We start from the raw sequence: 24,191 nt of genomic DNA, 5'->3' as shown, positions 1-24,191 counted from the left end.
GCTAGTAGTAGTGCAGTGTCTGTGCCAGTATTTGCACTGACATTAATCCCTTTAAAAACAATGGCTTATAATATTTTAATTTTTCGGGGTTCGTGCATTTTGCATGAACGCCTGTCGTGCACACTGCATTTTGCGGGTTCTGAGCTGATAACGATCGGGCATAACAGCGTACTGAAGCACTTTCAGTCGTTCTCACCGGGCTGACGTCGATCAGAAAGGTTGATCGAACAGCGGGCGAGACTTGTGGTCATTGTGTTACCGCTACCGGGAGCATTGGATTCCCGGCTGACCGTGTGCCAAGGAGTGATCGATGACCGATTCAGATACCCGCCAAGCGAAGACCATGACTGAGGAAGAGGCCGCAGAGTTTGCCGAGCAGGTCTTCGATGTGGCTCGCCAGGGCAACGCCACCATGCTGGAGCGCCTTCTTGAAAAAGGTCTGCCTGCGGATTTGCGCAATCACAAGGGCGATACCTTGCTGATGCTGGCCAGCTATCACAGCCATCAGGATGCGGTCCGGGTGCTGCTCAGTCACGGTGCCGATCCGGAAATTCGCAATGACAATGGCCAAAGCCCGATTGCCGGTGCGGCGTTCAAAGGCGATCTGGCGGTTGTCAAATTGCTGGTTGAAGCGGGTGCCAATGTAGAAGCCGCTGCTGCCGACGGCCGCACGGCGTTGATGATGGCGGCCATGTTCAACCGCAGTGAGATCGTCGACTATCTGATCAGCAAGGGCGCTGACCCGCATGTCAGTGATGCCAAGGGCATTACCGCGCTGGGCGCCGCGCAGGCGATGGGGGCGACCATTACCGCCGAGCAATTGACCAAGCTGGGCGTGCAGGCGGCAAGGGCCTGAGACCAGCGTTACCGCAGGACATCCGGTCCAGACATAGATAGAGGCGCGAAGGATTTACCGTTATCCTTCGCGCCTCTTTTTTTGCCCGCTAGCAGGATCGTCCCCCATGAAAGACTCACTGGTCGAATTAATCAGCAAAGTCAGTTCCGGTTGTATGGCGGATGACGAGATCGCACGTATCGCCGATGAGGCCGCTCAGGCTTATGCCGACCCGCAGGCTTTTCTGGCGGCGAACCCCGATATCAATTACGACGACAGCTTCCCTATCTCGCTGGGCGAGTGGGTCGTGGTCGGCAGTCTTCCGGACACCGTGCTGTTTCAGGCGGACAGCTACATGGATCTGTTCGAACAGATCGTTCAGTCATTCGGCAAGGACGTGACGTTCAACATCAAATCGAAGCAACTGGCCAAGGTCGAACCGCTGGTTGCGCTCAATCGCATTCAGATTCAGCTGAGCAGCATGAGCAAGGACCTGGGCGGTTACGTCCTGATGGATTTCAGCCAGCCACTGGATGACGAACTGCAAGCTGTGCTGGTCTATGGCCGTGACCAGGCGCGCGTGCTTGAGCTCGCTGCGGCGGCGGGCATTCACGCCGCACCGTCGCTGCAAGCGTTGCGCGGCTAGCCCAGCGCAGTGTCGAGAAACATCATCACCGCAAAGCCGCCCATCAGCCCTAGCGTTGCCGAGGTCTGATGGCCGTTGCGATGGGTTTCCGGGATGACTTCATGGGACACGACAAAAATCATCGCGCCAGCGGCCAGGCCCATGCTCACCGGGTAGGCAATTGCAAACCCGCTGGAAATGCCCAGCCCTACGAGTGCCCCCAGCGGTTCCATGAGGCCTGAACCAATCGCGACCAGCATCGCTTTGAAGGCCGACAGCCCAGTGGCGCGCAGGGCCAGCGCAATGGCCAGGCCTTCCGGAATGTCCTGAATCGCAATGGCCGTGGTCAACGGCAGGCCGACATTCAGGTCGCCGCTGGCGAAGCTGACACCGATGGCCATGCCTTCGGGCAGATTGTGCAGCGTGATTGCCAGCACGAACAGCCAGACCCGGTTGATGCGTTCCGAATGCGGCCCCTGACGGCCGACACTCTCATGCTCATGCGGGGTGAACCTGTCCAGCCCCAGCATCAGCAGCACGCCAAGCCCCAGGCCGGTCACTACCGTCGCCGCCGCGAACGGGCCGCTGCCGGTGATCTCTCTGGCAGCTTCCAGCCCTGGCAGAATCAGCGAGAACGAGCTGGCAGCCAGCATCATCCCGGCGGCAAAACCGAGCATGATGTCCTGAGCGCGTTGCGACACATCGCGCAAGGCCACTGCAAGGACCGCCCCGAGCGCAGTAGCCATAAAGCCTGCGATCCCGCCCAGCAGGGCATGATTGAAGTTGACCTGATTGGTGCTGTAGAACGCGTTATACAGGCTGACGCCACCCAGACCCACGACCGACAGAATAGCGATCGCGAACCCCAGGCTGACCAGCGGGCTGGTCTGGAAGTGGGAGAGCCAGGTCCCTCGTGACGTTCCGGGCTGTGCAGGTGATGACATACGGCGACGTACCTTTCTTTTCAATGGCTGGACTGATGGCTGAGCGCGGGGCAGGCGACACAAAAAATCGCCTCCCGCTTCGGAGCCCGAGAATATACGGTTGGTTCAATGGAACCCCCGAACGGTGCGACTATCCTAGGAAGGTAAGCATTCACTAAGAGGCAACACCATGGGTTCGTCATTCAATGGCCTGGTCGGTCTGATTATTCTGGCGCTCGATATCTGGGCCATTATCAATGTCTTGAAAAGCAACGCCGAGACCGGGAAGAAAATTCTCTGGGTGTTGTTGATTGTGCTGTTGCCGGTGCTGGGTCTGATCATCTGGGCGATTCTGGGGCCGCGCGGCAACGTGCGTATCTGAGATTTCTGAAGCTCGACAATAACGCCTGATTACCTATGTAGTCAGGCGTTTTTCGTTTCCGGGCCCAAGCCTTTTCAAAGCGTGCGAACGGCTCAGGTTGCAGAGAGGTTCGACCTGTCATCTTCCTCGACGTAGAATGCGCGTCTTTGTTGTGGGCGGTCGGCCGTCCTGTCATCAGTACCCAGCGGGAGCTTACCCATGAGCGATTATCAGGAAACGTTGTACGAAGGCTACGGCCAGCGCTTTCGTATCGAAAAAATGCTGCACGAAGTCCGCACCGACCACCAGCATCTGGTGATTTTCCAGAACCCGCGCATGGGGCGCGTCATGGCGCTGGACGGCGTTATCCAGACCACCGAAGCGGATGAATTCATCTACCACGAGATGCTCACTCACGTGCCGATCCTGGCGCACGGGGCAGCCAAGCGCGTGCTGATCATCGGCGGTGGCGACGGCGGCATGCTGCGCGAGGTCGCCAAGCACCTGACTGTCGAGCACATCACCATGGTCGAGATCGACGCAACGGTGGTCGAAATGTGCAAAGAGTTTCTGCCCGATCACTCCAGCGGGGCTTTCGAAGATTCGCGTCTGAATCTGGTCATCGACGATGGCATGCGCTTCGTGGCAACCACCGAAGAAAAGTTCGACGTGATCATCTCCGACTCCACCGATCCCATCGGACCGGGTGAAGTCCTGTTCTCGGAAAACTTCTATCAGGCCTGCCATCGCTGCCTGAACGAAGGCGGCATTCTGGTCACCCAGAACGGTACGCCTTTCATGCAACTGAGCGGTGTACAGACCACTGCCGGGCGCATGAATGGTCTGTTTGCCGACTGGCATTTCTATCAGGCGGCCATCCCGACCTATATTGGCGGTGCGATGACCTTCGCCTGGGGCGCGACCGACAAAAGCTATCGCAAGCTGCCACTGGAAACCCTGCGCCAGCGTTTTTCGGGCAGCGGTATTGTTACGCGCTATTACAACCCTGAAGTCCATATCGGTTCGTTCGCATTGCCACAGTACGTGCTCAAGGCTGTGAGCAAAGCCAGCAACGACTGACAGCACCGGCGCGACGTCGCAGGCCCGCGTGTCTGCGCGTCCCCGGACAGCTGCTGTAGAAGGGCGCTCGCGACAGAAATTTCACACGTTTTGGCGCACAATTGCGCGCGAAACTGAACAGGCATGCGCCTTCATGGGCTGACCTGGCCCCAGGTCACCCGCAATCAAGTAATATCTGCGCCCTGCCGCACGCCGCCGCTCCCCAGAGGAGGGTGGTGCTGCACACCGAACCTACCCCTGAATCCACCGGATCCTGACAACCATGGCCAAAACGGACGCCCAGATTCATCGGCAAGCCCGCCTGCACAACCCGACTGTCAAATCGCACCTCGCGTACATCCTGCTCAGCGGTTTCGCCTTGATGGTGATGTACACCCTGTTGCGTATCGGTCTGCTGGTCTATAACCGCGAGATGATTGGCGATACGCCAGCCTCGACGTTCATTGAAGCGCTGTTCAATGGCATGCGTTTCGACCTGCGCCTGACGATGTACCTGCTGATTCCACTGGTGCTGTCGCTGTTCAGTGCGCGGGCCATGGCGGCACGCGGGTTCTTCCGCTTCTGGCTGACCCTGGTCGGCAGCATCACGCTGTTCCTCGGCCTGATGGAGATGGACTTCTATCGCGAATTCCACCAGCGCCTGAACGGTCTGGTGTTCCAGTACGTGAAAGAAGACCCGAAAACCGTGCTGAGCATGTTGTGGTACGGCTTTCCGGTGGTGCGTTACCTGTTGGCATGGGCCGCGGTGACCTGGCTGCTGAGCCTGGTGTTCAAGGGCATCGACCGCCTGACGCGTCCACGTCATGCCGCCGCTACGGGCACTCATACGCTCAGCCCGGCTGCACCGTGGTACATGCGTGCGGGGGTTTTCGTCGTTGTATTGCTGGTCATGGTGGTGTGCATTCGCGGCACCTTGCGTCAGGGTCCACCGCTGCGTTGGGGCGACGCGTACACCACTGACTCGAACTTCGCCAATCAGTTGGGCCTCAACGGTACGCTGACCCTGATCACTGCGGCAAAAAGCCGTATGTCCGAGCAGCGTGACAATATCTGGAAAGCCACGCTGCCGCAGGCCGAAGCGCAGCAGACCGTGCGTGACATGCTGTTGACCCCGCATGACAAGCTGGTCGAGCCTGACATTGCTGCGGTGCGTCGTGACTTCACGCCTCCCGCTGAAAACACGCTGCCGATCCGTAACGTCGTCGTGATCCTGATGGAAAGCTTCGCCGGTCATTCGGTCGGGGCGCTGGGCAGCGATGCCAACATCACACCGTACTTCGACAAGCTGTCCAAAGAAGGGCTGTTGTTCGATCACTTCTTCTCCAACGGTACTCACACTCACCAGGGCATGTTCGCCACCATGGCGTGCTTCCCGAACCTGCCGGGCTTCGAGTACCTGATGCAGACGCCAGAGGGTGCACACAAGCTTTCCGGCCTGCCGCAGTTGCTGAGCACCGGGCGCAATTACGACGACGTTTATGTCTACAACGGCAACTTTGCCTGGGACAACCAGTCGGGCTTCTTCAGCAACCAGGGCATGACCAACTTCGTTGGCCGCGAGGACTTCGTCAATCCGGTGTTCTCCGATCCGACCTGGGGTGTGTCCGATCAGGACATGTTCGACCGTGGCGCGCAGGAACTCAAAGCGCGTCAGGACGGCAAGCCGTTCTATGCGCTGTTGCAGACTCTGTCGAACCACACGCCTTACGCGCTGCCGGACCCGTTGCCGGTCGAGCGCGTCACCGGGCACGGTTCGCTGGACGAGCATTTGACCGCCATGCGTTACGCCGACTGGGCGCTGGGCCAGTTCTTCGAGAAGGCCAAAAAAGAGCCGTACTTCAAGAACACCCTGTTCGTGGTATTGGGTGACCACGGCTTCGGCAATAACAAACAGCTGACCGAAATGGACCTGGGGCGCTTCAACGTGCCGCTGTTGCTGATCGGTCCTGGCGTGCAGGAGAAGTTTGGTCAACGCAGTAGCACCGTCGGTACTCAGGTAGACGTGGTGCCGACCATCATGGGGCGTCTCGGTGGCGTGAACCGCAACCAGTGCTGGGGCCGTGATCTGCTGAACCTGCCGGAAGGCGACAAAGGCTTTGGCGTGATCAAGCCATCGGGCAGCGAGCAGATCGTGGCGATTGTCAGCGGCAACCGCATTCTGATCGAACCGACGGAAATGCCGGCCAAGCTGATGACTTACACCCTTGGCGCCAACCCGCATGCCGAAGAAGTGTCTGATTCGCCGGACATGCAGGCGCTCAAGCTGCGGCTGGAAAGCTTCCTGCAGACGGCGACCAAGAGCCTTCTGGACAACACGGCCGGTGTCGAGGCCAGCAAGAACCGCAACTGACGACGACTGATTCGCCGAAGCGGCCAGTCATGCAATGAAGAAGGTCCTTGGCATTTACTGCAAGGGCCTTTTGTTCTGGCCGTTATCAGCTGCCGTTATCAGCTATTGTGCAGCGCTGATCCGGCGGAACGAATGCGCTGGTAAAAAGGTCCTTATCCCATAAGCCAGAGTGCCTGGCTTCGTTCTGGAGGCATTGATGAAACAGTGGGCCATTTTGTATCTGGACAAGGATGGAGTGCAGCAGCGCCATGTGGCCGCTTTTGAACAGCGTCCCAGCGAGGAAGAAGTTGCGCAGCTCCTGCGCAAGGATCTCTATCCGATGACCGATGAGCTGGATCTCAATGATCTTGAAGGGCGCACCGAAGAGCCTACCGTGAAGACGCTCAAGGACCATAACAGTGTGGAGATCATTTCCATCACAGAAACGAGCTGATCCTCACCGATTAAAAACCTTTTCGTGCCAACCACTTGGCATACGGTCCGTGATAGGGCTAATCTGCAGATGAGGCCATTTCAGATGGCCTCTGACATCTCGATACCGGGCCTGCGCGCAAGCCCTGCCTGGTCAGCTACATGCTTGATTCCCCACGCCGGATTATCTGTCGTGCGGCGACTGCCCCTCTGGTGGTCGCGCTGGAAGAGTTGAAACTCTATCTATCGTTGTATAGGAGGACGTTTCATGAGCACAGCCTATCAAGAGGACATCAGCAGCAATGTGCTGCGCCGCATGAAAGAAGGCGGTTTTGATTTTGCGCGAATCTATCCCATCGAGTTCTATGCCATTTTCCCGGACGAGGAACGGGCACGGCAGGCCGCAGAGCAATTTCGCGGTGAATCCCTCAACACCCAGATAAACGTACGTGATGACGGTGCCTGGCACTTGCAACTGAGCAAGGTGATGTATGCGACCTACGATGGCATCGGTGACTTCGAGCAGGACTTTCAGATGGTGATCTCGCCCATGGACGGAGAAGTCGAAGGTTGGGGTGTCACTCAGGAGATCAGAAGACTGCACGCGTGATACGCGCTATTTGAACAGTTTCAACGCTGCGCACTGATCGGCCTGACCAGGATGACGTCCTGATCGGGCCGGTTTTGTTTCAAAGGCGGTCGAATGCACGAATCGGGGCTTTTTCGTCACAACACAGCGTTTCAAACCCGGCGTATGAGCAAAAAAAAGCCACTCAAACGAGTGGCACAAAGGGAAGTCTGTTTGCAGCGTCGCCTGTCAGCATCGCTGCGGGTCGCAAATAAAAAGGCGGGGCAAATGTGGCGCTGGGTGCCGTGTTTGCTCGGTTGCTGGCGATTGTGGCGAACTAATATCGCGTCGGGAAATCAACTCTCGCTATGCTGATCATAGATTTCAAGGTTGAATGACGCATCTGAATGAGGCGTAGGCGAATTGGCTTGGGCGTTTAATGCACAGGAATGGTGCAGAGAAAGTCGGTTTTTTATGCAAGCCCTTGATATCAATGCGTTTATGTCGGTGGCACGGGCCTTGCGATGGTCTTGGTGTCCACGGTGACAAGGAGTACGGCATGATCCGCACCTTTTATGACGAGATGTACGATGCTGGCGGTGTTGTTCGCCCGCATTATCGGGAGTTCGCCCGTTGGTTGGGCGATACGCCACCTGAGCTGCTGGCTCAACGCAGGCGTGAAGCCGATTTGCTGTTTCATCGCGCCGGGATCACGTTCACGCTCTACGGTGACGAACAAGGGACCGAACGGCTTATCCCGTTCGATACCATTCCGCGCAGTATTCCCGCGAGTGAGTGGCGGGTTGTAGAGCGCGGCTGCATTCAGCGCGTCAAGGCGCTGAATATGTTTCTGGCCGATCTGTACCACGATCAGCGCATCATCAAAGCCGGGATCATTCCCGCCGAACAGGTGCTGGCCAACGAGCAATATCAGATCGCGATGCAAGGTCTGAACCTGCATCGCGATCTGTACTCGCACATTTCCGGCGTCGATCTGGTACGCGACGGCGATGGCACGTATTACGTGCTCGAGGACAACCTGCGCACGCCGAGCGGAGTGAGCTATATGCTCGAAGACCGCAAGATGATGATGCGCCTGTTTCCCGAGCTGTTCGCCGCGCAACGCATCGCGCCGATCGATCATTACCCGAACCTGCTGCTCGACACGCTCAAGAGCTCCAGCCATCTGGATAACCCCAGCGTTGTGGTGCTGACACCGGGGCGTTTCAACAGCGCCTTTTTCGAGCATGCGTTTCTGGCTCGCGAGATGGGTGTCGAACTGGTGGAAGGTGCCGATCTGTTTGTCCGGGATGATCGCGTGTTCATGCGCACCACTGACGGCCCGAAAGCGGTCGATGTGATCTACCGTCGTCTGGACGATGCGTTTCTCGATCCGCTGGCGTTCAATCCCGATTCGATGCTGGGTGTGCCCGGTCTGCTTTCCGCGTACCGTTCCGGTAATGTGGTGCTGGCCAATGCCATCGGCACCGGCGTGGCGGACGACAAGTCGGTTTACCCGTATGTCACCGACATGATTCGTTTCTATCTGGACGAAGAGCCGATTCTCAAGAACGTGCCGACCTGGCAGTGTCGCAAGCCGGAAGAGCTGTCCCATGTGCTGGCCAACCTGGGCGATCTGGTCGTCAAGGAAACCCAGGGCTCCGGCGGTTACGGCATGCTGGTCGGCCCCGCAGCGACGGCTGCCGAGATCGAAGCCTTCCGCGCACGTCTCAAGGCCAAGCCGCATGCCTACATCGCCCAGCCCACGTTATGCCTGTCGACCTGTCCGACCTTTGTCGAGAACGGTATCGCCCCGCGACACATCGATCTGCGTCCTTTTGTTCTGGCTGGTCGCGAAACCCGCGTCGTGCCTGGCGGCCTGACGCGTGTTGCGTTGCGCGAAGGTTCGCTGGTCGTAAATTCATCTCAGGGTGGCGGTACCAAAGACACCTGGGTGGTCGAGGATTAAGGATGCCTGCCAATGTTAAGTAGAACTGCCTCGGATCTTTTCTGGATGTCGCGTTACCTGGAGCGAGCGGAGAACCTCGCCCGAATGCTGGACGTGAGCTATTCGCTGTCGTTGATGCCCCAGGACGGGCGTGGCGACGGGCTGGATGAAATAGCCATGCCGCTGTTGATCACCGGAACCCTGGAAACCTACGTCGAGCGCCACGGTGACTTGCATGCCGAGCGCATGCTGCATTTCTTCGCTCTGGATGCCAGCAACCCGGCGAGCATCTACAGTTGCCTGGGTGCGGCCAGGGCCAGTGCGCACGCGGTGCGTGGCCGGATTACTGCGGACATGTGGGAGAACATCAACTCCACGTGGCTGGAAATTCGCGGCATTGCTCAGCAAGGTCTGACGCGTTACGGCATGAGCCGCTTCTGCGAGTGGGTCAAGGAGCGGTCGCACCTGTTCCGCGGTGCCACTTACGGCACCATCATGCGCAACGATGCCTTCCGTTTCATCCGTCTGGGGACCTTCATCGAACGCGCCGATAACACCATGCGCATGCTCGATGCCCGTTATGAAATGCTCGAGTTGCGCGGGCCGCAGGCGAATGCTGCAGCGGACAGCTCGGCCGCCGGTTACTACCAGTGGAGCGCGTTGTTGCGCGCACTGTCGTCGTTCGAGGCTTACACCGAAGTCTATCGGGACGCCCCCGGCGCCCGTCAGGTGGCCGAGCTTTTGCTGCTGCGTGCCGACATACCGCGCTCGTTGCGCGCCTGCCTGGAAGAGATGGATGTCATTCTCGCCAGCCTGCCCGGCATCAACGGTCGTCCGGCGCAGCGCATGGCGGCGGAAATGGACGCGCGACTGCGCTACACCAGTATCGACGAAATCCTCGATGAAGGCCTGCATGAGTGGTTGAACGAATTCATCCCGATGCTGGCCCAGTTGGGTGATGCCATCCACATTTCGTACCTGGAGGCTGCATGAGACTCTCTATAAGCCACGAGACCACCTATCACTATGATGATCAGGTGCGTTCGAGTATCCAGTACCTGCGCCTGACTCCCCGTGACAGCGAGCGCCAGCAAGTGCTCAGTTGGCAGTTGACGCTGCCGCGCTCGGTGCGGGCGCAGGTCGATCCGTTCGGAAATATCCTGCACGTGCTGAGTCTGGAAGAGCCGCACGAAGAAATCATTATCGGCGCACGCGGGCAGGTCGAGATCGACGAAACCTGCGAAGCCGAGCATGAAAGCCAGTCGGCACTGCCGTTCCTGCGCGTGACGCGCCTGACCGAGCCGGACGAAGCGATTCGCAGCTTTGCGGTCAAGGAGTGTCGCAAGCGCAACGACCGCACTGCACTGATCGATCTGATGCAGGCGCTGAATCAGCACATGACGTACACCCAGGGTGCGACGGAAGTCGATACCTGTGCGGCGCAGGCATTTGCCGGGCGTTCAGGCGTCTGTCAGGACCACACTCATGCATTTCTGGCGTGTGCCCGCAGCCTTGGTGTGCCGGCGCGTTATGTGTCCGGTTATCTGTGCAGTGAAGACAGCGAGCATCTGTCCAGCCATGCCTGGGCCGAGGCGTGGATCGATAACGCCTGGTACAGCTTTGACGTGACTAACCAATTGGCGATTCCCGAGCGGCATCTGAAACTGGCTGTCGGGCTGGATTATCTGGATGCCTGTCCGGTGCGCGGTATGCGTCGTGGCGGTGGCTCGGAACAGATGCACGCCAAGGTCGTGGTGTCGCCCATGACCGGCACACCAAAAGTGAAGTCCAGAGTTCAGGTGCAGAGTCAGCATCAGTAAGGCGGATGATGCGCGGATTGCTTTGAAACAATCTGCGCACCGCTGCAGGCAATCGCTACGGGCCTGGCTTATTCCGCAGGGTCATCGGAGGTATCGTACAGGGCGTTGTGCAACTCTTCGTAGTTGCCACCATTGATAACGCTGAAGTAACCCGCTGCCATCAGTTTGTCCTGCGCCCTGTTGGCCTTGTTGTTATCGCTGCTGAAGATGACGAACACCGCGTTGCGGTCGTTCAGCACTTGCTTCATCTGATTGACTAACCGCACTTCATCCACCCGCACTGCATTCAGCACGGTACCGGCTTCGTAGTCGCTTTGGCTGCGCACGTCCATCGCCAGCTTGCCTTCCTTCAAGGCTGCCACCGCCGCCGCCTGATCAACAACGCCCGCCTGCGCAGCGAAGCTGCCGGCGAGTGCACATAACGCTATCCATCGGCGCATAAGCCCGTCTCCCTTCGTTCGAGTGGAAAGAGTGGCACAGTTGTGCACGCGACGAAAGCGGGTCGAATCAGCCAAACAACCGGTTAAGGTTTGGCACGATCAATAACAGCGTGGTGGTGAACAGGATGAGTCCTGCCTGACGTACTTTCGAGTGTTTGAACTTGAGCATGGCTGTCTGCCTTTTGTTGTTATGCCTGAACGACTTTAACCCGCCAAATGTTGCAAATAGATGGCGAGCGAGCGACTGATGACACGCGTGATGCTTGAACAGGCGGGCTCGGTCATCTGACCGCTGCCCCGAGCGCTGAATGGTTTCTGCAGTACTCTCTGTTACAGATATAAACATAGAGCTGGCGTGCCTTACGCCATAGAACCGTTCAGACTTTAAATCTTGTTTTTCTGAACACCTGGTTATTAATCTGTCTATGCTTCGGGTAACAGGCCTTTACTAGACGCTTCTTGCGAAATGAACTGTTCTGTACCGTTCGTCCGAGTCAGATTCGTCTTACATGGCTCGCGCAACCTGTCTTTACGCCCGGCCTCGCTTGATTTGGTCGGGCCTTCAAGGCAGGCTTCGCGGTGTCTTTACCTCATCACCGTTTCGGGTCCTCATTTATGTCTTTACGCATCTGTATTCTGGAAACCGATAACCTGCGTCCGGAACTGGTCGAGCAGTATCAGGGTTACGGGCGGATGTTCGAATTGCTCTTCGCGCGCCAGCCGATCGCGGCCGAACTGTCGGTCTACAACGTAGTGCAGGGCAGCTACCCGCCTGAGGGCGAGCGGTTTGACGCGTACCTGGTGACCGGCAGCAAGGCTGACTCGTTCGGCACCGATCCGTGGATTCAAACCTTGAAGGGCTACTTGCTCGAGCTCTATCAGCGTGGCGAAAAGCTGTTGGGTATCTGCTTTGGCCATCAGTTGCTGGCATTGCTGCTGGGCGGCAAGACCGAGCGTGCCGCGCAGGGGTGGGGTGTGGGCATTCATCATTATCAACTGGCGACCGCCACGCCGTGGATGACCCCAAGGATGGACACGCTGACGCTGTTGATCAGCCATCAGGATCAAGTCACTGCATTGCCCGAGAACGCCACGGTCATTGCCTCCAGCGAGTTTTGCCCGTTCGCCGCTTATCACATCAACCATCAAGTGCTGTGCTTCCAGGGTCATCCGGAATTCATTCACGAATTTTCCCGCAGCTTGCTGGATTTGCGTCAGGAAGCACTGGGCGAGCAGATTTACCGTCAGGGCGTTGCCAGCCTCGATCATGATCACCATGGGGCCACGGTCGCCGAGTGGATGATGCGTTTCGTGGCACATCGGCCGGAGGAGCAGGCTGTCTGACGGGCCTGTCCTCCTTGTTGGTCAGAACGTGTGTGCGGTTATCCGCGCGCCGCGTTACAGCCAGCCCGAGCGTTTGAAGCTGGCAAACAGTGTGCCGCAGCCACCGAAGATCACGCCGAGCACGATGAAGTAGCCGTAGTGCCAGGTGAGTTCGGGCATGTTTTCGAAGTTCATGCCGTAGATCCCGGCAATTGCCGTCGGAAAAGCCAGAATCGCTGCCCAGCCGGCAAACTTGCGCTGCACGATGCTCTGGCGTGATGACTCCAGCAGCAGGCCGATCTCGATGGTCTGGCTGGCGATATCACAGAGGTTGCCGAGGTCTTCCATCTGCCGCTTGACGTGGATCTCGACGTCACGAAAGTACGGCCGCATGTTCTTGTCGATGAACGGAAAGCTCAGTCGCTGCAGTTCCTCACCGACTTCCACCATGGGCGCCACGTAGCGACGCATGCGCAACAGATCGCGACGCAGGGCGTGGATGTGCTGAATGTCGGACTCGCGCAAGGAACCGCCGATCACGCTCTGTTCCAGCAGCTCCAGCTCGGTGTGAATGGCTTCGGTGACGGGCTGATAGTTTTCGGTGACGAAATCCAGCAGGGCGTACAGCACGAAGTCTTCGCCATGCTCCAGCAGCAACGGTCTGGCTTCGCAACGTTGGCGCACCAGCCCGAAGGACTTGGAATGCCCGTTGCGCGACGTGATGACGTAGCCCTTGCCCGCAAAGATGTGAGTTTCGATGAACAGCAACTTGCCGTTGTCGCGTACCGGCGCGTACGTCACGATAAACAGTGCATCACCGAAGGTTTCCAGCTTCGGGCGACTGTGCACTTCCATGGCATCTTCGAGTGCCAGCTCATGCAGATTGAACTGCTCTTTCAGGCTGGTCAGCTCCTCGGCACTCGGCTGCTCCAGCCCGATCCAGACGAAGTGCTCAGGTTTGGCGGCCCAGGCAGCGCCTTCATCAAGGGTGATGTCCCGGACTTTTTTGCCTTTGCTGTAAACGGCTGCTGCAACAACTCGACCCATGGCGCTATCGCTTCTTCAATATGTCAGTGGCGCAAATGATCATGCGCGGTAGCTGATCAGATTGATCAAATGCGGATGAGTTCGCTGATGAACGAAAGCCCGCATCGGCGGGCTTCGGGTGAGCGTCAAAGCATGTGCTGTCGATCTTCTTCGATCGCCGCATCCAGCGTGTCGAGCAGTGCCTTTCTAACCTTGAGCTTGGTTTTCTTGTGGGCGTTCATGTTGATCTTCTTGAGCTGCGCGGCGACTGCCAACGCAGCGCTCTGCAGCTCTTCGACGCTGACCACCTTGTCCAGAAAGCCTGCCGCCATCGCCGCTTCGGGATCGAACATCTCGGCGTTGATGACCGAGCGGTTGAATGCCGATTTGCGCAACCGGTCACGGGCCAGCTCGATACCGGCGTGGTGCATGGTCATACCGATCTGCACTTCGTTCAGGCCGATGCTGAACGGGCCGGCGACACCGATCCGGTAATCCGCCGACAGCAGCAGAAAAGCACCTTTGGCAACAGCGTGGCCGGAGCAGGCGACAATGATCGGGAAGGGGTGCGACAGCATGCGTCGCGCCAGCGTCGAGCCCTGTGCCACCAGGTTGATCGCGGCATCGGCGCTCGACGTCATGACCTTGAGGTCGTAGCCGCCCGAGAGGATGCCCGGCTGACCGGTCAGAATAACGATGGCCCGGTCTTTTTCAGCCTGATCCAGTGCAGCGTTGAACGCGACAATCACGTCCGGGGAAATGGCATTGACCTTGCCGTTGTTCAGGGTCAGCGTGGCAACGCCGTCGTCCAGATGGTATGAGACCAGATCACTCATGACGTGATTCCTTTATTGAAGTAGGCAAACGTTACTCACCCGCAAGGATCAGGTAAAGCGCTGACTGAGCAGTCATTTGCGAATGTCCGATTCGCTTTTGGCAAGCGTCTCGTTCACGGCTGGATATCGTTGAACCCGCAATATTCTTCCCACTCCATTCCCAAGGCCTCGGCCACCTGGCGATGCGCTTCCAGGCGCATGCTCTTGAGTTGCTCGGGTGACTCGGCGATCAGTTCCAGCGCCAGCTCCCACGGCTCGATGCCTTGGCCTTCTGCCTCGTCCTCAAAAGCCCATTGCAGCTGCTGCTTCTGTTCTTTCGGGCTCAGGCTGCTGATTTCATCTTTCAGGGTCGGATGCGTCGCGAGGTACTTCGCCAGCGCGGCTTCATTCCACTCCAGTGCGTTCATAGCGGGTTCCTCAAACTTGATGGAGGCCGTGCGTCACAGCGCGGCCTAGAGCGAGCGCGTGATTGTGAGGGAGCAGAGGATTGATGTCAGCACCTGAACAGGATAATCGCCAGGGTCTGTTCCCGTTTCATCGCGAGCCGCGTTGCTGGGCCAAATCTCGCCAGGCCAGGCGCAGGACGCAGAGAATGGTTGTTCCCTTTTCAAGTCCTGCAACGAGGCATGGCGAGATTTGGCACGCAACCCGAAGGGTCGGGCCTGTTTTGCCGCGAGGCTGCGTTACTCGACACTCATTTGGAACAACCAGACTTCGTGTCTCCTGCCTTGCCTCGCGGCAAAACAGACTCCGACGCGGCCGCGATGAAACGGGAACAGACCCTGGAGTGTCAGAAAATTTAACGTTATCCATTCGAGAGGACATCCACATGATTAAAGTCAGCGTGCTGTATGGGTATGAAGAGGGCGCTCGTTTCGATCACGACTATTACCGTGACAAGCATTTGCCATTGGTGCAGAAACTCATGGGCGAGCATTGCAAAGGCTACAGCGTCGACCGTGGCATTGGCGGTGCTACACCCGGCTCCGATCCGCGCTATATCGCCATGTGCCACATCTATTGCGACTCTATCGAAGCCTTCGAGGCTGGCATGGGGCCGCACGCCAAAGAGATCAATGGCGACATCATCAACTACACCGATCTGATCCCGGAAATACTGATCAGCGAAGTACGTAAAGAGGTAAGAACCGCGTAACCGATTACCGGTCCGCGTTACGGCGAGCCACGTCCTTTCTTGAGGACGTCCCGCCCGATGGGTCGAAACACTGGCTGTTGTAGTCGGGGCTTCGGCACTGAGAAGCAACGCTGGGCGGTGGCGGGCGGTTGCGCTGATAAGCCTTGTAGCGTTCCGTCTCGATCACCGTTACATGAGCTCGACTGCTGACCTTCAGGTACTCGGTGGCCTTGAGATTAGTCTTGTGGACATAGTCCAGCGGCTCTCCCTCACGCAGAATCGGCGGCGGGCCTTGCCGTTGCGGGGCGCTCTGGAAATTGCTGTCGCATGGAATGGAAGCGAAGCTCACTTTGCCGTCGGGCGAAGTGCATTTGAATATTTCACCATGCGCCGCACTGGCGACGAGCATGGTTGCCAACGCCGCCGCAACTGAAAGCCTTTTCATGAATCTCTCCCTGGATGGCGCAAGGCTACCAGTTAGCATCGAATGCTGCCAGATCATCCGGCTGCGCCTGAAAAGCCCGTTCGTCAGTAGCATGGCACGGCGATGGCGGTCAGCGCTCTGACTATCAGGTTTTGAATGTTTAAAAAACGGAGGCGCATATGACCGGCACAACGCCAGACAGCAAAAACGAGACCAAGGATAATCTGGGGTTCGACGAAGAGTCACCGGAAAAAGAAGATCCTCAAGTCGATCCAACCGAGGCTGCAGAGACTGAGGCCACTGAAAAAGGCACTACGGACGATTACCCGCCGTACATGCCTAAAAAGTAACGGATCGATTGCCCCCGGTATACGCCGGGGGCAATTACATCGCTTCGCTAAACCTTGCTACTTGTTCGCATCCAGATATTCCAGCAGATCGTCCATTCGCTCATCGTTACCCATCCACCACAGTTTCATGCGGGTGCCGGGTACGACGTCGCTTGGGTCCTTGATGTAGGTGCGCAACTCTTCGCGGTTCCAGATCAGTCCTGAGTTTTTCATGGCGTCGGTATAGACATAGCCTTCCTGTTGCCCGGCTTTCTGACCGACGATACCGTTGAGTTGCGGACCGAATGCGTGGCGCGCGGAGGGACCGATCTTGTGGCAGCCGGAACAGAGGCGGGTGAAAACCGCTTTTCCGGCTTCTGCATCGCCAGAGCCATAGGCAGAAACGTGCAACGCCATGACCAGCGCGAATAAAGCGGTCTTCTTCATTGATACCCCAAAGTGGCCAGGCTGCTCAGCCAAAATGGGCAGATTCTAGCGCAATCGTCGGGTGCTTACTTGCGTGCGGGGATCTGCTTCGCCAGTTCGTCAAGGTCGCGCTTGTAACTGGCCATCTCGGCTGCGCTGACAAAGCTTTGTTCAAGCGCCAGCTTTTTCGAGCCCGTTTCAATGCTGTCCAGTTGGTGAAGGAAGCGTCTTTTTCTCTTGGCTTCCAGTTTTGGCCCGGCGTCATCAATCGCCTTGCGAAGCTCGGCCGCTCGTGCGTGGACAAAATCCTGACCTCTGCGGTCCACCGTCAGCCCGTCGTTTTCGACGTAGCCTTCCAGCCCGGTTTTTTTCAAGACCAGCGCCAACGCTTTATCCGGTGTGAAGGTGCCCTTGAATTTTTTCACCTTCTTGCTGCTGTCGGTGCCCGGATCGACCTTGATCGGGCAGCCGGAGCGATGCGCCAGTTGTTGCAGCGCCTCGTCCAGGCGTTGCGTCGGCATGTCGTAGTCAATCGGCGTCATCTGGCAGGCGGCGTAGGCGTTAGCCCCCGTGAGGCAGGTGACAGCGAGGGCCAGGCTTCTCAGGATTTTTTTCATGTCGGGAAGTTTGTCATCCGAATGGTACGGCTTGGAAAGCGTTTTCTGCAGCGTGGTCCGACCTGCAGATTGCCCGATATTTCAATGTCGTCGCAAGGACATACACTCAAATCGCAGACAAAGAAAAGCCCGCGATGGGGGGTAGCGGGCTTAAGGTCTTGCTGGGAATTGAGTTAACAATAAACCCGCGAACGTGAAAAAAGCGTGAACGGCTCAATACCATATCGAAACAATTTCGATCAAGGCTCGCCATCCCAGTAATCGAGGGTTTCAGTCGTCCGCTGATTGGCGGTAAATGCCCGTGCGCCTTTTATGGACGCCATTGCCTGGTACTTGCCCGAGTCCGGATATTCGCAGATCTCCGGCGACTCCCGGGTGCTGATCGACAGGTATTTAAGCGGCTGTTGTGACGTATTGATGATCTGATGCGGGTATTGCGGCCCGGCCGGGATAAACAGCACATCACCCGCCCTGATGGGTAACATTTCGCCGGCAACCCGCAGGCTGCCTTCACCTTCGACAATCACGAACATTTCTTCCTGGGCGTGATGGAAGTGATAGGGGCATGAACGCTTGCCCGGCGCCACGACGTCAATCGATGCCCCCAGCTTTTGCGCGGCCGTCCCGGTGCCCAGGCGCGCGGCTGCGCTTTCGTACAGCGGCTCACGGACCTCATGCGCCAGAGGCGCTTCATTGAGGTTGCGGATCAGGCGAGAAGCCAGTTCACGTGCTCGGTTATTCATGATGATTGAGGCTCGGGTGGATTCAGGAGGGGTGCTTGTTCAGGGCGGTACTTTCAGTAGGAAGGTACTTTAGACCATCGACAGGCCAGCAATGGAAGAGGCGGAGGCGTGCCTGCAAATTAATAGCGAGCCTTCAACGTGTACGATGAGTGCGGCCCGTGGGGCGCGCCAGCCATATTGGAGATAGTTCTGCAAGCTAATTATTGCGTAAAACTGCAATTAAACGACAGCCGGACAAGCAATGGGTGTATGGTCGTTAGGGAGGCGCTGATTTATTCGATTTTTCGTCCCTGCAACGCTCTGGAGGCCTTGATTTATCTGGGGGCAACAGCTGGGCTTTAGAATAAATCAGCGTCTCCTTAGGTCTACACAGGAGCATCCGTATGCAAAATTTTGGTGCAAGACTGATCGAAGAGCGTCGCAAAAGCGCTCTCAGTCAGAGCGACTTCGCAGCCATGGGCGGCGTCAGGGCTAATGCCCAGGCTAACTATGAAATGGGCAAGCGTAAACCCAAGCTTGACTACCTGGCCGCGATCGCCAAAGGCGGTGTGGATGTTCTTTATGTGGTGACGGGGCAGCACGTGCCCATGAGCTCGACTGGTCTGAATGTTCGTGAAGTCGAAGTGATTCAGGACTTCAGGAAGCTCAACGACGGCGATCAGCGCGTAGTGGAGCGCATATCCTCTTCGTTGCCCAAACATGGCCCGGTTCCGGTCCGGTCAGCGCTGAGTCATCACGTGTCCGAGAGCAGTTCTTTGATCTGAGGCTGCGGGCTTCAGGCGGTGTATCTGAAAGCCCTTCTGCAGCATCCTGACTCAGTTAGCAGGACGCGCTTTTTTCCGGACCCCGAAAACCACAAAACCCCTGAGATTCTTAGCGAACTCAGGGGTTTTGTGTGTGGCAATATGGCGGTGAAGGAGGGATTCGAACCCTCGATACAATTTCTTGTATACACACTTTCCAGGCGTGCTCCTTTAGCCACTCGGACACCTCACCGTATCTCGGTAACAACGTTGTGTCTGCCGAGGCGCGCTAATGTAGTCGAAAGCCTTTCCTAACGCAAAACTTTTTTTCAGATTTTTCATGTGGTTAAGCAGATAAATGTCTGTTCGCCAGCAAAAGGCCCGGGCGGGTGATGCGGCCCTTGTGTGCTGGGCCGCTTGCCGTGGGCAGTTCAGGCGCTGAAGCCGCCGTCGATGGTCAGGCTGGCGCCGGTGATATAGCCCGCTTCCGGGCCTGCGAGGTAGGCGACGAAGCTGGCGATTTCTTCGCTTTTGCCGTAGCGGGGGATGGCCATCAGCGCCTTCAGGCTTTCGGCGAATTCGCCCTGTGCCGGGTTCATGTCGGTGTCGACCGGGCCGGGCTGGACGTTGTTGACGGTGATGCCCTGTGGGCCGAGGTCGCGGGCCATGCCTTTGGTGAGGCCGATCAGTGCCGACTTGCTCATGGCGTAAGTCGCGCCACCCGCAAACGGCATGCGGTCAGCGTTGGTGCTGCCGATGTTGATGATGCGACCGCCTTCTTCCATATGCCGCGCGGCTTCCTGGCTGGCGATGAATACGCTGCGCACGTTGATGGCCAGGGTTCTGTCGAAGTCCTGCATGCTGAACGCGTCGAGTGGAGCAATGGCCAGCACGCCAGCGTTGTTGACCAGAATATCCAGCCTGCCGAGTGTTTCAGCGGTGGTCTGCACGGCCTGGCGGATGGCTTTTTCATCCGCACTGTCTGCACGAATGGCCAGTGCCCGCCCGCCGTTGGCGACGATGCTGTCCTGAATTTCCAGTGCACTGACTTCGGAGCTGACGTAGGTAAAGGCTACCGCCGCGCCTTCTTTGGCCAGGCGGTTGACGATGGCCGCACCAATGCCGCGTGAGCCGCCTTGCACCAAAGCGACTTTGCCAGCAAGTTTGAGGTGTTCGATCATGATGTTCTCCGTTGGGCAGGTCTCGGACAGCCAGAAGGCGTCGACGACTGCGACCAGAATAGACCCTGATTGCGATAGTCTTCCTGAACCAAAAGTTCGGACTGATTCGTCATGGATATGCAAAACAACAGCGCGTTGATCCTGATCGACATGCAACAGGGCATCAATCATCCCAAATTGGGGCGGCGTAACAATCCGCAAGCCGAGGCCAACATAAGCGCGCTGCTGGACGCCTGGCGGCAGTCCGGGCGTCCGGTGATTCACGTGCGGCATTTTTCCACGTCACCGGAATCGGTGTTCTGGCCTGAGCAGTCGGGTGTGGAGTATCAACCGGCGTTCGTGCCGCACGCCGATGAGCGGGAGCTGAGCAAGCAGGTGCCTGACGCGTTTTGCGGATCGTTTCTGGAAATGTGGCTGCGGTCCGACGGGATCAGGCAGATAGTGATTGTCGGCGTGGTGACCAACAACTCAATCGAGTCGACCGCGCGTAGTGGCGGCAATCTAGGCTTTGAGGTGGTAGTGGCGCATGACGCCTGCTTTACCTTCGATCAAACGGATTTCTTTGGCACGCCGCGCAGTACCGAAGACGTGCATGCCATGTCGCTGGCCAATCTGCACGGTGAATACGCCACGGTATTGTCCACCGCGCAGGTTCTCCAATACGCTGCCGCCCAATAAAATCAGATCACTTGCGGGTCTTTTTTGGCGCGGCAGGCAACGGCGCGAAAAGTGCCTGCAGGTCTTCGTCGCGCAGCTTCCAGTCGCCGGTGGTCCGGCCGTCGAGCACGCCTGCGGCCAGTGCGGATTTTTCCCGTTGCAGGCGCTGGATTTTCTCTTCGACGGTGCCGCGCGCGATCATCTTGTAGACGAATACCGGCTTGTCCTGACCGATGCGATAAGCGCGGTCGGTCGCCTGATTTTCCGCGGCCGGGTTCCACCACGGGTCGTAGTGAATCACGGTGTCGGCGGCGGTCAGGTTGAGGCCGGTGCCGCCGGCTTTCAGGCTGATCAGGAAGATTGGCAGCTTGCCGCTCTGGAAGTCGTGAATCGGCGTGCGCCGATCGCGGGTCGAGCCGGTCAGCAGGGCGTAGGCGATACCGCGCTGCTTCAATTCTTCTTCGATCAGGCTCAACATCGAGGTGAATTGCGAGAACAGCAGGATCTTGCGACCTTCGGCCAGCAGTTCTTCGAACATCTCCATCAGGCTGTTGAGCTTGCCGGACGTGCCTTGTTTACTGTTGACCGGCATGTCGTGATTGACCAGCCGCAGGTCGCAGCACACCTGACGCAGCTTGAGCAGCGCTTCAAGAATGATGATCTGACTGCGCGCCACGCCTTTGCGGGTGATTTCGTCTCTGACCTTCTTGTCCATCGCCAGGCGCACGGTTTCGTACACATCACGCTGCGCGTCGTTGAGGTCGACCCAGTGAATGATCTCGGTCTTCGGCGGCAGTTCGGTCGCAACCTGTTCCTTGGTACGGCGCAACAGGAACGGCTTGATGCGTGCATTCAGGTGATGCAGGCGATCCTGATTGCCGTGCTTTTCGATGGCCGTGCGGTAATTGCTGTTGAATTCCTTGCTGTTGCCCAGCCAGCCGGGCATCAGGAAGTGGAACAGCGACCACAGTTCGCCCAGGTGGTTTTCCAGCGGCGTGCCGCTCAGGCACAGGCGCTGACGGGCGTTAAGGTTGCGCGCGGCCTGGGCAGCCTTGCTGTTGGGGTTCTTGATGTACTGCGCTTCATCGAGAATCAATACGTGGAAAGGCTGTTTTTCGAGCAGTTCCAGGTCTCTGGGCAGCAGCGCGTAAGTGGTCAGGATCAGGTCGTAATCCTGAAGGTTGCCTGCGTCCTGATGGCGGTTGGCACCATACAGCGCCAGCACCTTGAGGTCCGGGGTGAAATGCTCGGCTTCGTCCAGCCAGTTGGGGATCAGGCTGGTCGGCATGACCGCCAGCGCAGGGCGGTCGAGGCGCCCGGCCTGTTTCTCCATCAACAGGTGGGCGAGGGTCTGGAGCGTCTTGCCCAGGCCCATGTCATCGGCCAGCACGCCGCCGACTTCCAGCTCGCGCAGCGACTGCATCCAGCTCAGGCCTTCCAGCTGATACGGACGCAGTGTAGCGTTCAGGCCATCGGGCAGGCTGACTGGCGCGTCCTTGATGTTGATCAGGCGCTCGGCGAAGTGGCGCAGACGGTCGCCGCCCTGCCAAGTCAACGGCAGGTCTTCGAGCTGGGTCAGGCGCGCGGCATCGGCCTTGCTCATGCGCAGCGCGTTGTTGCCGTCCTGACGCCAGTAAAAATCGCCCAGCGTTGCCAGTACCGGCTTGAGTCGACCGTAGGGCAGGGCGATCTGCACCGGGCTGCCGCCGCTCTGGGTGAAATGATTGAGTTGCACCAGCAATTGTTCTTCATCGCCGCGCTTGGCCACGGCGGTAGGGCTCATCAGTTCAGGATGACTGCGGATCAGGTTGATCAGGATCGGCAGCAGGCTCAGGCGTTCGCCATTGACGATGATGCCCAGTTCCAGGTCGAACCAGTCGCGCTCGGTCTCTTCGTCAATGACCGCGTACCAGTCGTCCACTGGTGTGACATCGAAGCCAAACTCTTCCTGAATCTCGATTTCCCAGCCTTGCTCGCGCAGGCGTGGCAGGTCGTCGAGCACAAAATGCAGCCAGGCCTTGTCGTTGGGCAGTTCGTACATGTCGCCGGCGCTGTCGGGCAATGCCTTGCTCTGCCGTGTGGCGACCTTGAAGCCCAGGTCGGCCAGTTCCTGGCGCAGTTGCCGCTCTTTTTCGCCCTGACGCCGTATGCGCAGGGTTTCGGTTTCGGTGTGCTCGATGATGTCGCTTTTCTGGTTCACCAGGTCGCTGCCCAGTGAACTGACCAGAATGCTCACATTGGTGGTGCCCACCGCGTAATGCTTACCGTAAGCGAAGGCCAGCGCGGCGCGATGCTGCACATGGCGCTGCATACGGCCGTTGCGCGGTTCGTAGGCGCTGAATTCGACGCTGGCCAGAATCAGCCTGGGCCGCGGTTGCAGGTCATCGATCAGACGTTCCGGGAGCTTGGGCTTTTGCGCGATTTGCTGCTGCTCGGCGTGCTGCTCCATTTCGCGCTGGTGCGAACTCAGGGCAGCCTGCAACAGCGGCCGGTTTTGCGGGTCCTGCAAAAACAGGAGGGCGGCCACGCAATGTTTGCAATCGTTGCGGACCGGGCAGGTGCATTTGCAGGTCAGGTAATTCTTGTAGCGATCAGGGTCCTTGAACAGCAGGGTCTGGGTATAGATTTCCAGGCCCGAGCCACGGCACGCTGTGCGGATGATCTGCGGGCTGGAGTCTTCCAGCACGATGCGTTTTTGCCGGGCGTAGTCGCGCCCTCGCTCAAGCGTTCGATCATGGAATAAGTCTGTCCAGGCCGAAGCCAGGACTTTTTCAAGAATGGACGACAAGTTTTAAAAAGCCCTACGCCGCAGCGATACTCAAAAGAAAGGGAGCGCCGCAGCGCCCCTTGTGTACGTAAAAAATCAAAGAGGAGAAACCTTGATCAGCAACGCCAGGTTGCCGTTGTCCAGATAGGTCAGCTCGCCGTTTTTCACTCTGGCGGTCTGTTTCAGCCGTTCACTGCTGATGACCACGCCGTGCGGGTCCAGCTGATTGACCCAGAATTGTGCATCAATATCGGTAAAACGTGCCATGGCCAGACTGACGGTGCCCTCGATGGGGAAGTGGCCGAGCTTTTCTTGGCCCAGGGTGACAGCCATTTTACCCGGCTCGCTGCCGATGTTCTGCTGCCAGGCGCTCTGCATCAGCACCTGATAGTGGCCACTGTCTTGCAGTTTACTCGCCAGATCAGTCAGTGCAGGGCTTCGTTCATTGCCGGAGTCGATTTTCTGCGCGCCGCTGTCCCAGTTTTCCGGGACAAGCTGGCGGGTCGCAGCCGGCTCGCCGTTCTGGCGAAACAGCAGGATCTCGACCTGATACAAGCCGTCTGCGAACGCGGTCGGAGCGACCAGCGCCAGCAGCAGGATCAATGAACGAAACAGAAGCATGC

Annotated in this window: 27 protein-coding genes and 1 tRNA gene; 15 read left to right on the top strand and 13 right to left on the bottom strand. The window is 58.0% G+C overall.

What is annotated here, in order from left to right; all coding sequences use genetic code 11:
* The first annotated feature begins 310 nt into the window (after window positions 1–310).
* Window positions 311–856, top strand: coding sequence for an ankyrin repeat domain-containing protein (locus BLT55_RS12410; protein ID WP_054998725.1), 546 nt, complete (start codon window positions 311–313; stop codon window positions 854–856).
* A gap of 106 nt (window positions 857–962) precedes the next feature.
* Window positions 963–1,481: a hypothetical protein gene (locus BLT55_RS12405; RefSeq protein ID WP_007252182.1), complete on the top strand. Its 519-nt coding sequence runs from the start codon at window positions 963–965 to the stop codon at window positions 1,479–1,481.
* On the opposite strand, the gene BLT55_RS12400 is transcribed toward BLT55_RS12405, so the two are convergent.
* Window positions 1,478–2,404 (bottom strand): ZIP family metal transporter, encoded by a 927-nt coding sequence (locus BLT55_RS12400; protein ID WP_007252183.1) that lies wholly within the window; start codon window positions 2,402–2,404, stop codon window positions 1,478–1,480. The two genes, BLT55_RS12405 and BLT55_RS12400, sit on opposite strands and share 4 nt — an antisense overlap.
* A gap of 169 nt (window positions 2,405–2,573) precedes the next feature.
* Between BLT55_RS12400 and BLT55_RS12395 the strand changes: the two genes are divergently transcribed.
* The 8 genes from BLT55_RS12395 to BLT55_RS12360 all read left to right on the top strand — a co-directional run bounded on the left by BLT55_RS12395 (window position 2,574) and on the right by BLT55_RS12360 (window position 10,921).
* Entirely contained in the window at window positions 2,574–2,765 is a 192-nt protein-coding gene (locus BLT55_RS12395) for a PLDc N-terminal domain-containing protein (RefSeq protein WP_007252184.1), read from the top strand.
* Between the two features lie 198 nt (window positions 2,766–2,963).
* Window positions 2,964–3,824: a polyamine aminopropyltransferase gene (speE, locus tag BLT55_RS12390; protein ID WP_054998724.1), complete on the top strand. Its 861-nt coding sequence runs from the start codon at window positions 2,964–2,966 to the stop codon at window positions 3,822–3,824.
* Between the two features lie 262 nt (window positions 3,825–4,086).
* The gene (locus BLT55_RS12385) at window positions 4,087–6,174 is read left to right on the top strand and encodes an LTA synthase family protein (RefSeq protein ID WP_054998723.1); all 2,088 of its coding nucleotides are present in this window, start codon (window positions 4,087–4,089) and stop codon (window positions 6,172–6,174) included.
* A 196-nt stretch (window positions 6,175–6,370) separates the two neighbouring features.
* Window positions 6,371–6,607: a hypothetical protein gene (locus BLT55_RS12380; RefSeq protein ID WP_007252187.1), complete on the top strand. Its 237-nt coding sequence runs from the start codon at window positions 6,371–6,373 to the stop codon at window positions 6,605–6,607.
* 246 nt (window positions 6,608–6,853) lie between these two features.
* Window positions 6,854–7,195 carry a ribonuclease E inhibitor RraB gene (locus BLT55_RS12375; RefSeq protein ID WP_005617305.1) on the top strand — a complete coding sequence of 114 codons (342 nt, stop codon included), beginning with the start codon at window positions 6,854–6,856 and terminating at the stop codon, window positions 7,193–7,195.
* A gap of 517 nt (window positions 7,196–7,712) precedes the next feature.
* Complete coding sequence (locus BLT55_RS12370) at window positions 7,713–9,122, top strand: circularly permuted type 2 ATP-grasp protein (RefSeq protein WP_007252188.1); 1,410 nt, start codon at window positions 7,713–7,715, stop codon at window positions 9,120–9,122.
* A 12-nt stretch (window positions 9,123–9,134) separates the two neighbouring features.
* Window positions 9,135–10,094, top strand: coding sequence for an alpha-E domain-containing protein (locus BLT55_RS12365; protein WP_007252189.1), 960 nt, complete (start codon window positions 9,135–9,137; stop codon window positions 10,092–10,094).
* Window positions 10,091–10,921, top strand: coding sequence for a transglutaminase family protein (locus BLT55_RS12360; protein ID WP_007252190.1), 831 nt, complete (start codon window positions 10,091–10,093; stop codon window positions 10,919–10,921). The genes BLT55_RS12365 and BLT55_RS12360 overlap by 4 nt, the downstream gene beginning before the upstream one ends.
* Before the next feature lie 68 nt (window positions 10,922–10,989).
* Here BLT55_RS12360 and BLT55_RS12355 read toward each other — a convergent pair whose 3' ends face one another.
* Window positions 10,990–11,361, bottom strand: a complete 372-nt coding sequence (locus BLT55_RS12355; protein WP_007252191.1) for a rhodanese-like domain-containing protein — start codon at window positions 11,359–11,361, stop codon at window positions 10,990–10,992.
* Between the two features lie 615 nt (window positions 11,362–11,976).
* On the opposite strand from BLT55_RS12355, the gene BLT55_RS12345 reads away from it, so the two are divergent.
* On the top strand, window positions 11,977–12,705 hold the full coding sequence (locus BLT55_RS12345) for an amidotransferase (RefSeq protein ID WP_007252193.1): 729 nt from the start codon (window positions 11,977–11,979) through the stop codon (window positions 12,703–12,705).
* Between the two features lie 54 nt (window positions 12,706–12,759).
* Here the strand turns inward: BLT55_RS12345 and BLT55_RS12340 are convergent, their stop codons facing one another.
* From BLT55_RS12340 to BLT55_RS12330, 3 genes are all read right to left on the bottom strand, one after another.
* On the bottom strand, window positions 12,760–13,731 hold the full coding sequence (locus tag BLT55_RS12340) for a magnesium and cobalt transport protein CorA (RefSeq protein ID WP_054998722.1): 972 nt from the start codon (window positions 13,729–13,731) through the stop codon (window positions 12,760–12,762).
* A gap of 125 nt (window positions 13,732–13,856) precedes the next feature.
* Window positions 13,857–14,546, bottom strand: a complete 690-nt coding sequence (locus tag BLT55_RS12335) for a crotonase/enoyl-CoA hydratase family protein (protein ID WP_054998721.1) — start codon at window positions 14,544–14,546, stop codon at window positions 13,857–13,859.
* A gap of 113 nt (window positions 14,547–14,659) precedes the next feature.
* Window positions 14,660–14,953, bottom strand: a complete 294-nt coding sequence (locus tag BLT55_RS12330) for a DUF6388 family protein (protein WP_007252196.1) — start codon at window positions 14,951–14,953, stop codon at window positions 14,660–14,662.
* 422 nt (window positions 14,954–15,375) lie between these two features.
* Between BLT55_RS12330 and BLT55_RS12325 the strand changes: the two genes are divergently transcribed.
* A complete protein-coding gene (locus BLT55_RS12325; RefSeq protein WP_007252197.1) occupies window positions 15,376–15,702 on the top strand; it encodes an EthD family reductase in 327 nt (108 codons plus the stop codon).
* A 4-nt stretch (window positions 15,703–15,706) separates the two neighbouring features.
* Here the strand turns inward: BLT55_RS12325 and BLT55_RS12320 are convergent, their stop codons facing one another.
* Entirely contained in the window at window positions 15,707–16,126 is a 420-nt protein-coding gene (locus tag BLT55_RS12320) for a DUF4124 domain-containing protein (RefSeq protein WP_054998726.1), read from the bottom strand.
* Window positions 16,127–16,284: 158 nt separating this feature from the next.
* Here BLT55_RS12320 and BLT55_RS33460 point away from each other — a divergent pair, with 158 nt between their 5' ends.
* The gene (locus BLT55_RS33460) at window positions 16,285–16,455 is read left to right on the top strand and encodes a DUF6021 family protein (RefSeq protein ID WP_007252199.1); all 171 of its coding nucleotides are present in this window, start codon (window positions 16,285–16,287) and stop codon (window positions 16,453–16,455) included.
* 57 nt (window positions 16,456–16,512) lie between these two features.
* Here the strand turns inward: BLT55_RS33460 and BLT55_RS12310 are convergent, their stop codons facing one another.
* The 3 genes from BLT55_RS12310 to BLT55_RS12300 all read right to left on the bottom strand — a co-directional run bounded on the left by BLT55_RS12310 (window position 16,513) and on the right by BLT55_RS12300 (window position 18,220).
* Window positions 16,513–16,881: a c-type cytochrome gene (locus tag BLT55_RS12310; RefSeq protein WP_054998720.1), complete on the bottom strand. Its 369-nt coding sequence runs from the start codon at window positions 16,879–16,881 to the stop codon at window positions 16,513–16,515.
* Between the two features lie 65 nt (window positions 16,882–16,946).
* The gene (locus BLT55_RS12305) at window positions 16,947–17,477 is read right to left on the bottom strand and encodes an STN domain-containing protein (RefSeq protein ID WP_054998719.1); all 531 of its coding nucleotides are present in this window, start codon (window positions 17,475–17,477) and stop codon (window positions 16,947–16,949) included.
* A 239-nt stretch (window positions 17,478–17,716) separates the two neighbouring features.
* Window positions 17,717–18,220: a cupin domain-containing protein gene (locus tag BLT55_RS12300; RefSeq protein ID WP_054998718.1), complete on the bottom strand. Its 504-nt coding sequence runs from the start codon at window positions 18,218–18,220 to the stop codon at window positions 17,717–17,719.
* A gap of 383 nt (window positions 18,221–18,603) precedes the next feature.
* Between BLT55_RS12300 and BLT55_RS12295 the strand changes: the two genes are divergently transcribed.
* Complete coding sequence (locus tag BLT55_RS12295) at window positions 18,604–18,984, top strand: helix-turn-helix domain-containing protein (protein WP_055001172.1); 381 nt, start codon at window positions 18,604–18,606, stop codon at window positions 18,982–18,984.
* A gap of 142 nt (window positions 18,985–19,126) precedes the next feature.
* On the opposite strand, the gene BLT55_RS12290 is transcribed toward BLT55_RS12295, so the two are convergent.
* A tRNA-Ser gene (locus BLT55_RS12290) sits at window positions 19,127–19,216 on the bottom strand.
* A gap of 178 nt (window positions 19,217–19,394) precedes the next feature.
* Window positions 19,395–20,144 carry a 3-oxoacyl-ACP reductase family protein gene (locus BLT55_RS12285; protein ID WP_055001173.1) on the bottom strand — a complete coding sequence of 250 codons (750 nt, stop codon included), beginning with the start codon at window positions 20,142–20,144 and terminating at the stop codon, window positions 19,395–19,397.
* A 111-nt stretch (window positions 20,145–20,255) separates the two neighbouring features.
* On the opposite strand from BLT55_RS12285, the gene BLT55_RS12280 reads away from it, so the two are divergent.
* Window positions 20,256–20,822 (top strand): cysteine hydrolase family protein, encoded by a 567-nt coding sequence (locus tag BLT55_RS12280; RefSeq protein WP_055001174.1) that lies wholly within the window; start codon window positions 20,256–20,258, stop codon window positions 20,820–20,822.
* Between the two features lie 7 nt (window positions 20,823–20,829).
* Here the strand turns inward: BLT55_RS12280 and BLT55_RS12275 are convergent, their stop codons facing one another.
* Window positions 20,830–23,589 (bottom strand): DEAD/DEAH box helicase, encoded by a 2,760-nt coding sequence (locus BLT55_RS12275; protein WP_055001175.1) that lies wholly within the window; start codon window positions 23,587–23,589, stop codon window positions 20,830–20,832.
* 75 nt (window positions 23,590–23,664) lie between these two features.
* A complete protein-coding gene (locus BLT55_RS12270; protein WP_055001176.1) occupies window positions 23,665–24,189 on the bottom strand; it encodes a CsiV family protein in 525 nt (174 codons plus the stop codon).
* Between the last annotated feature and the right edge of the window lie 2 nt (window positions 24,190–24,191).

Source organism: Pseudomonas cannabina, assembly GCF_900100365.1.
In the GTDB taxonomy this organism is placed as follows: domain Bacteria; phylum Pseudomonadota; class Gammaproteobacteria; order Pseudomonadales; family Pseudomonadaceae; genus Aquipseudomonas; species Aquipseudomonas cannabina.
This window is presented reverse-complemented; position numbering and strand designations above follow the sequence as displayed.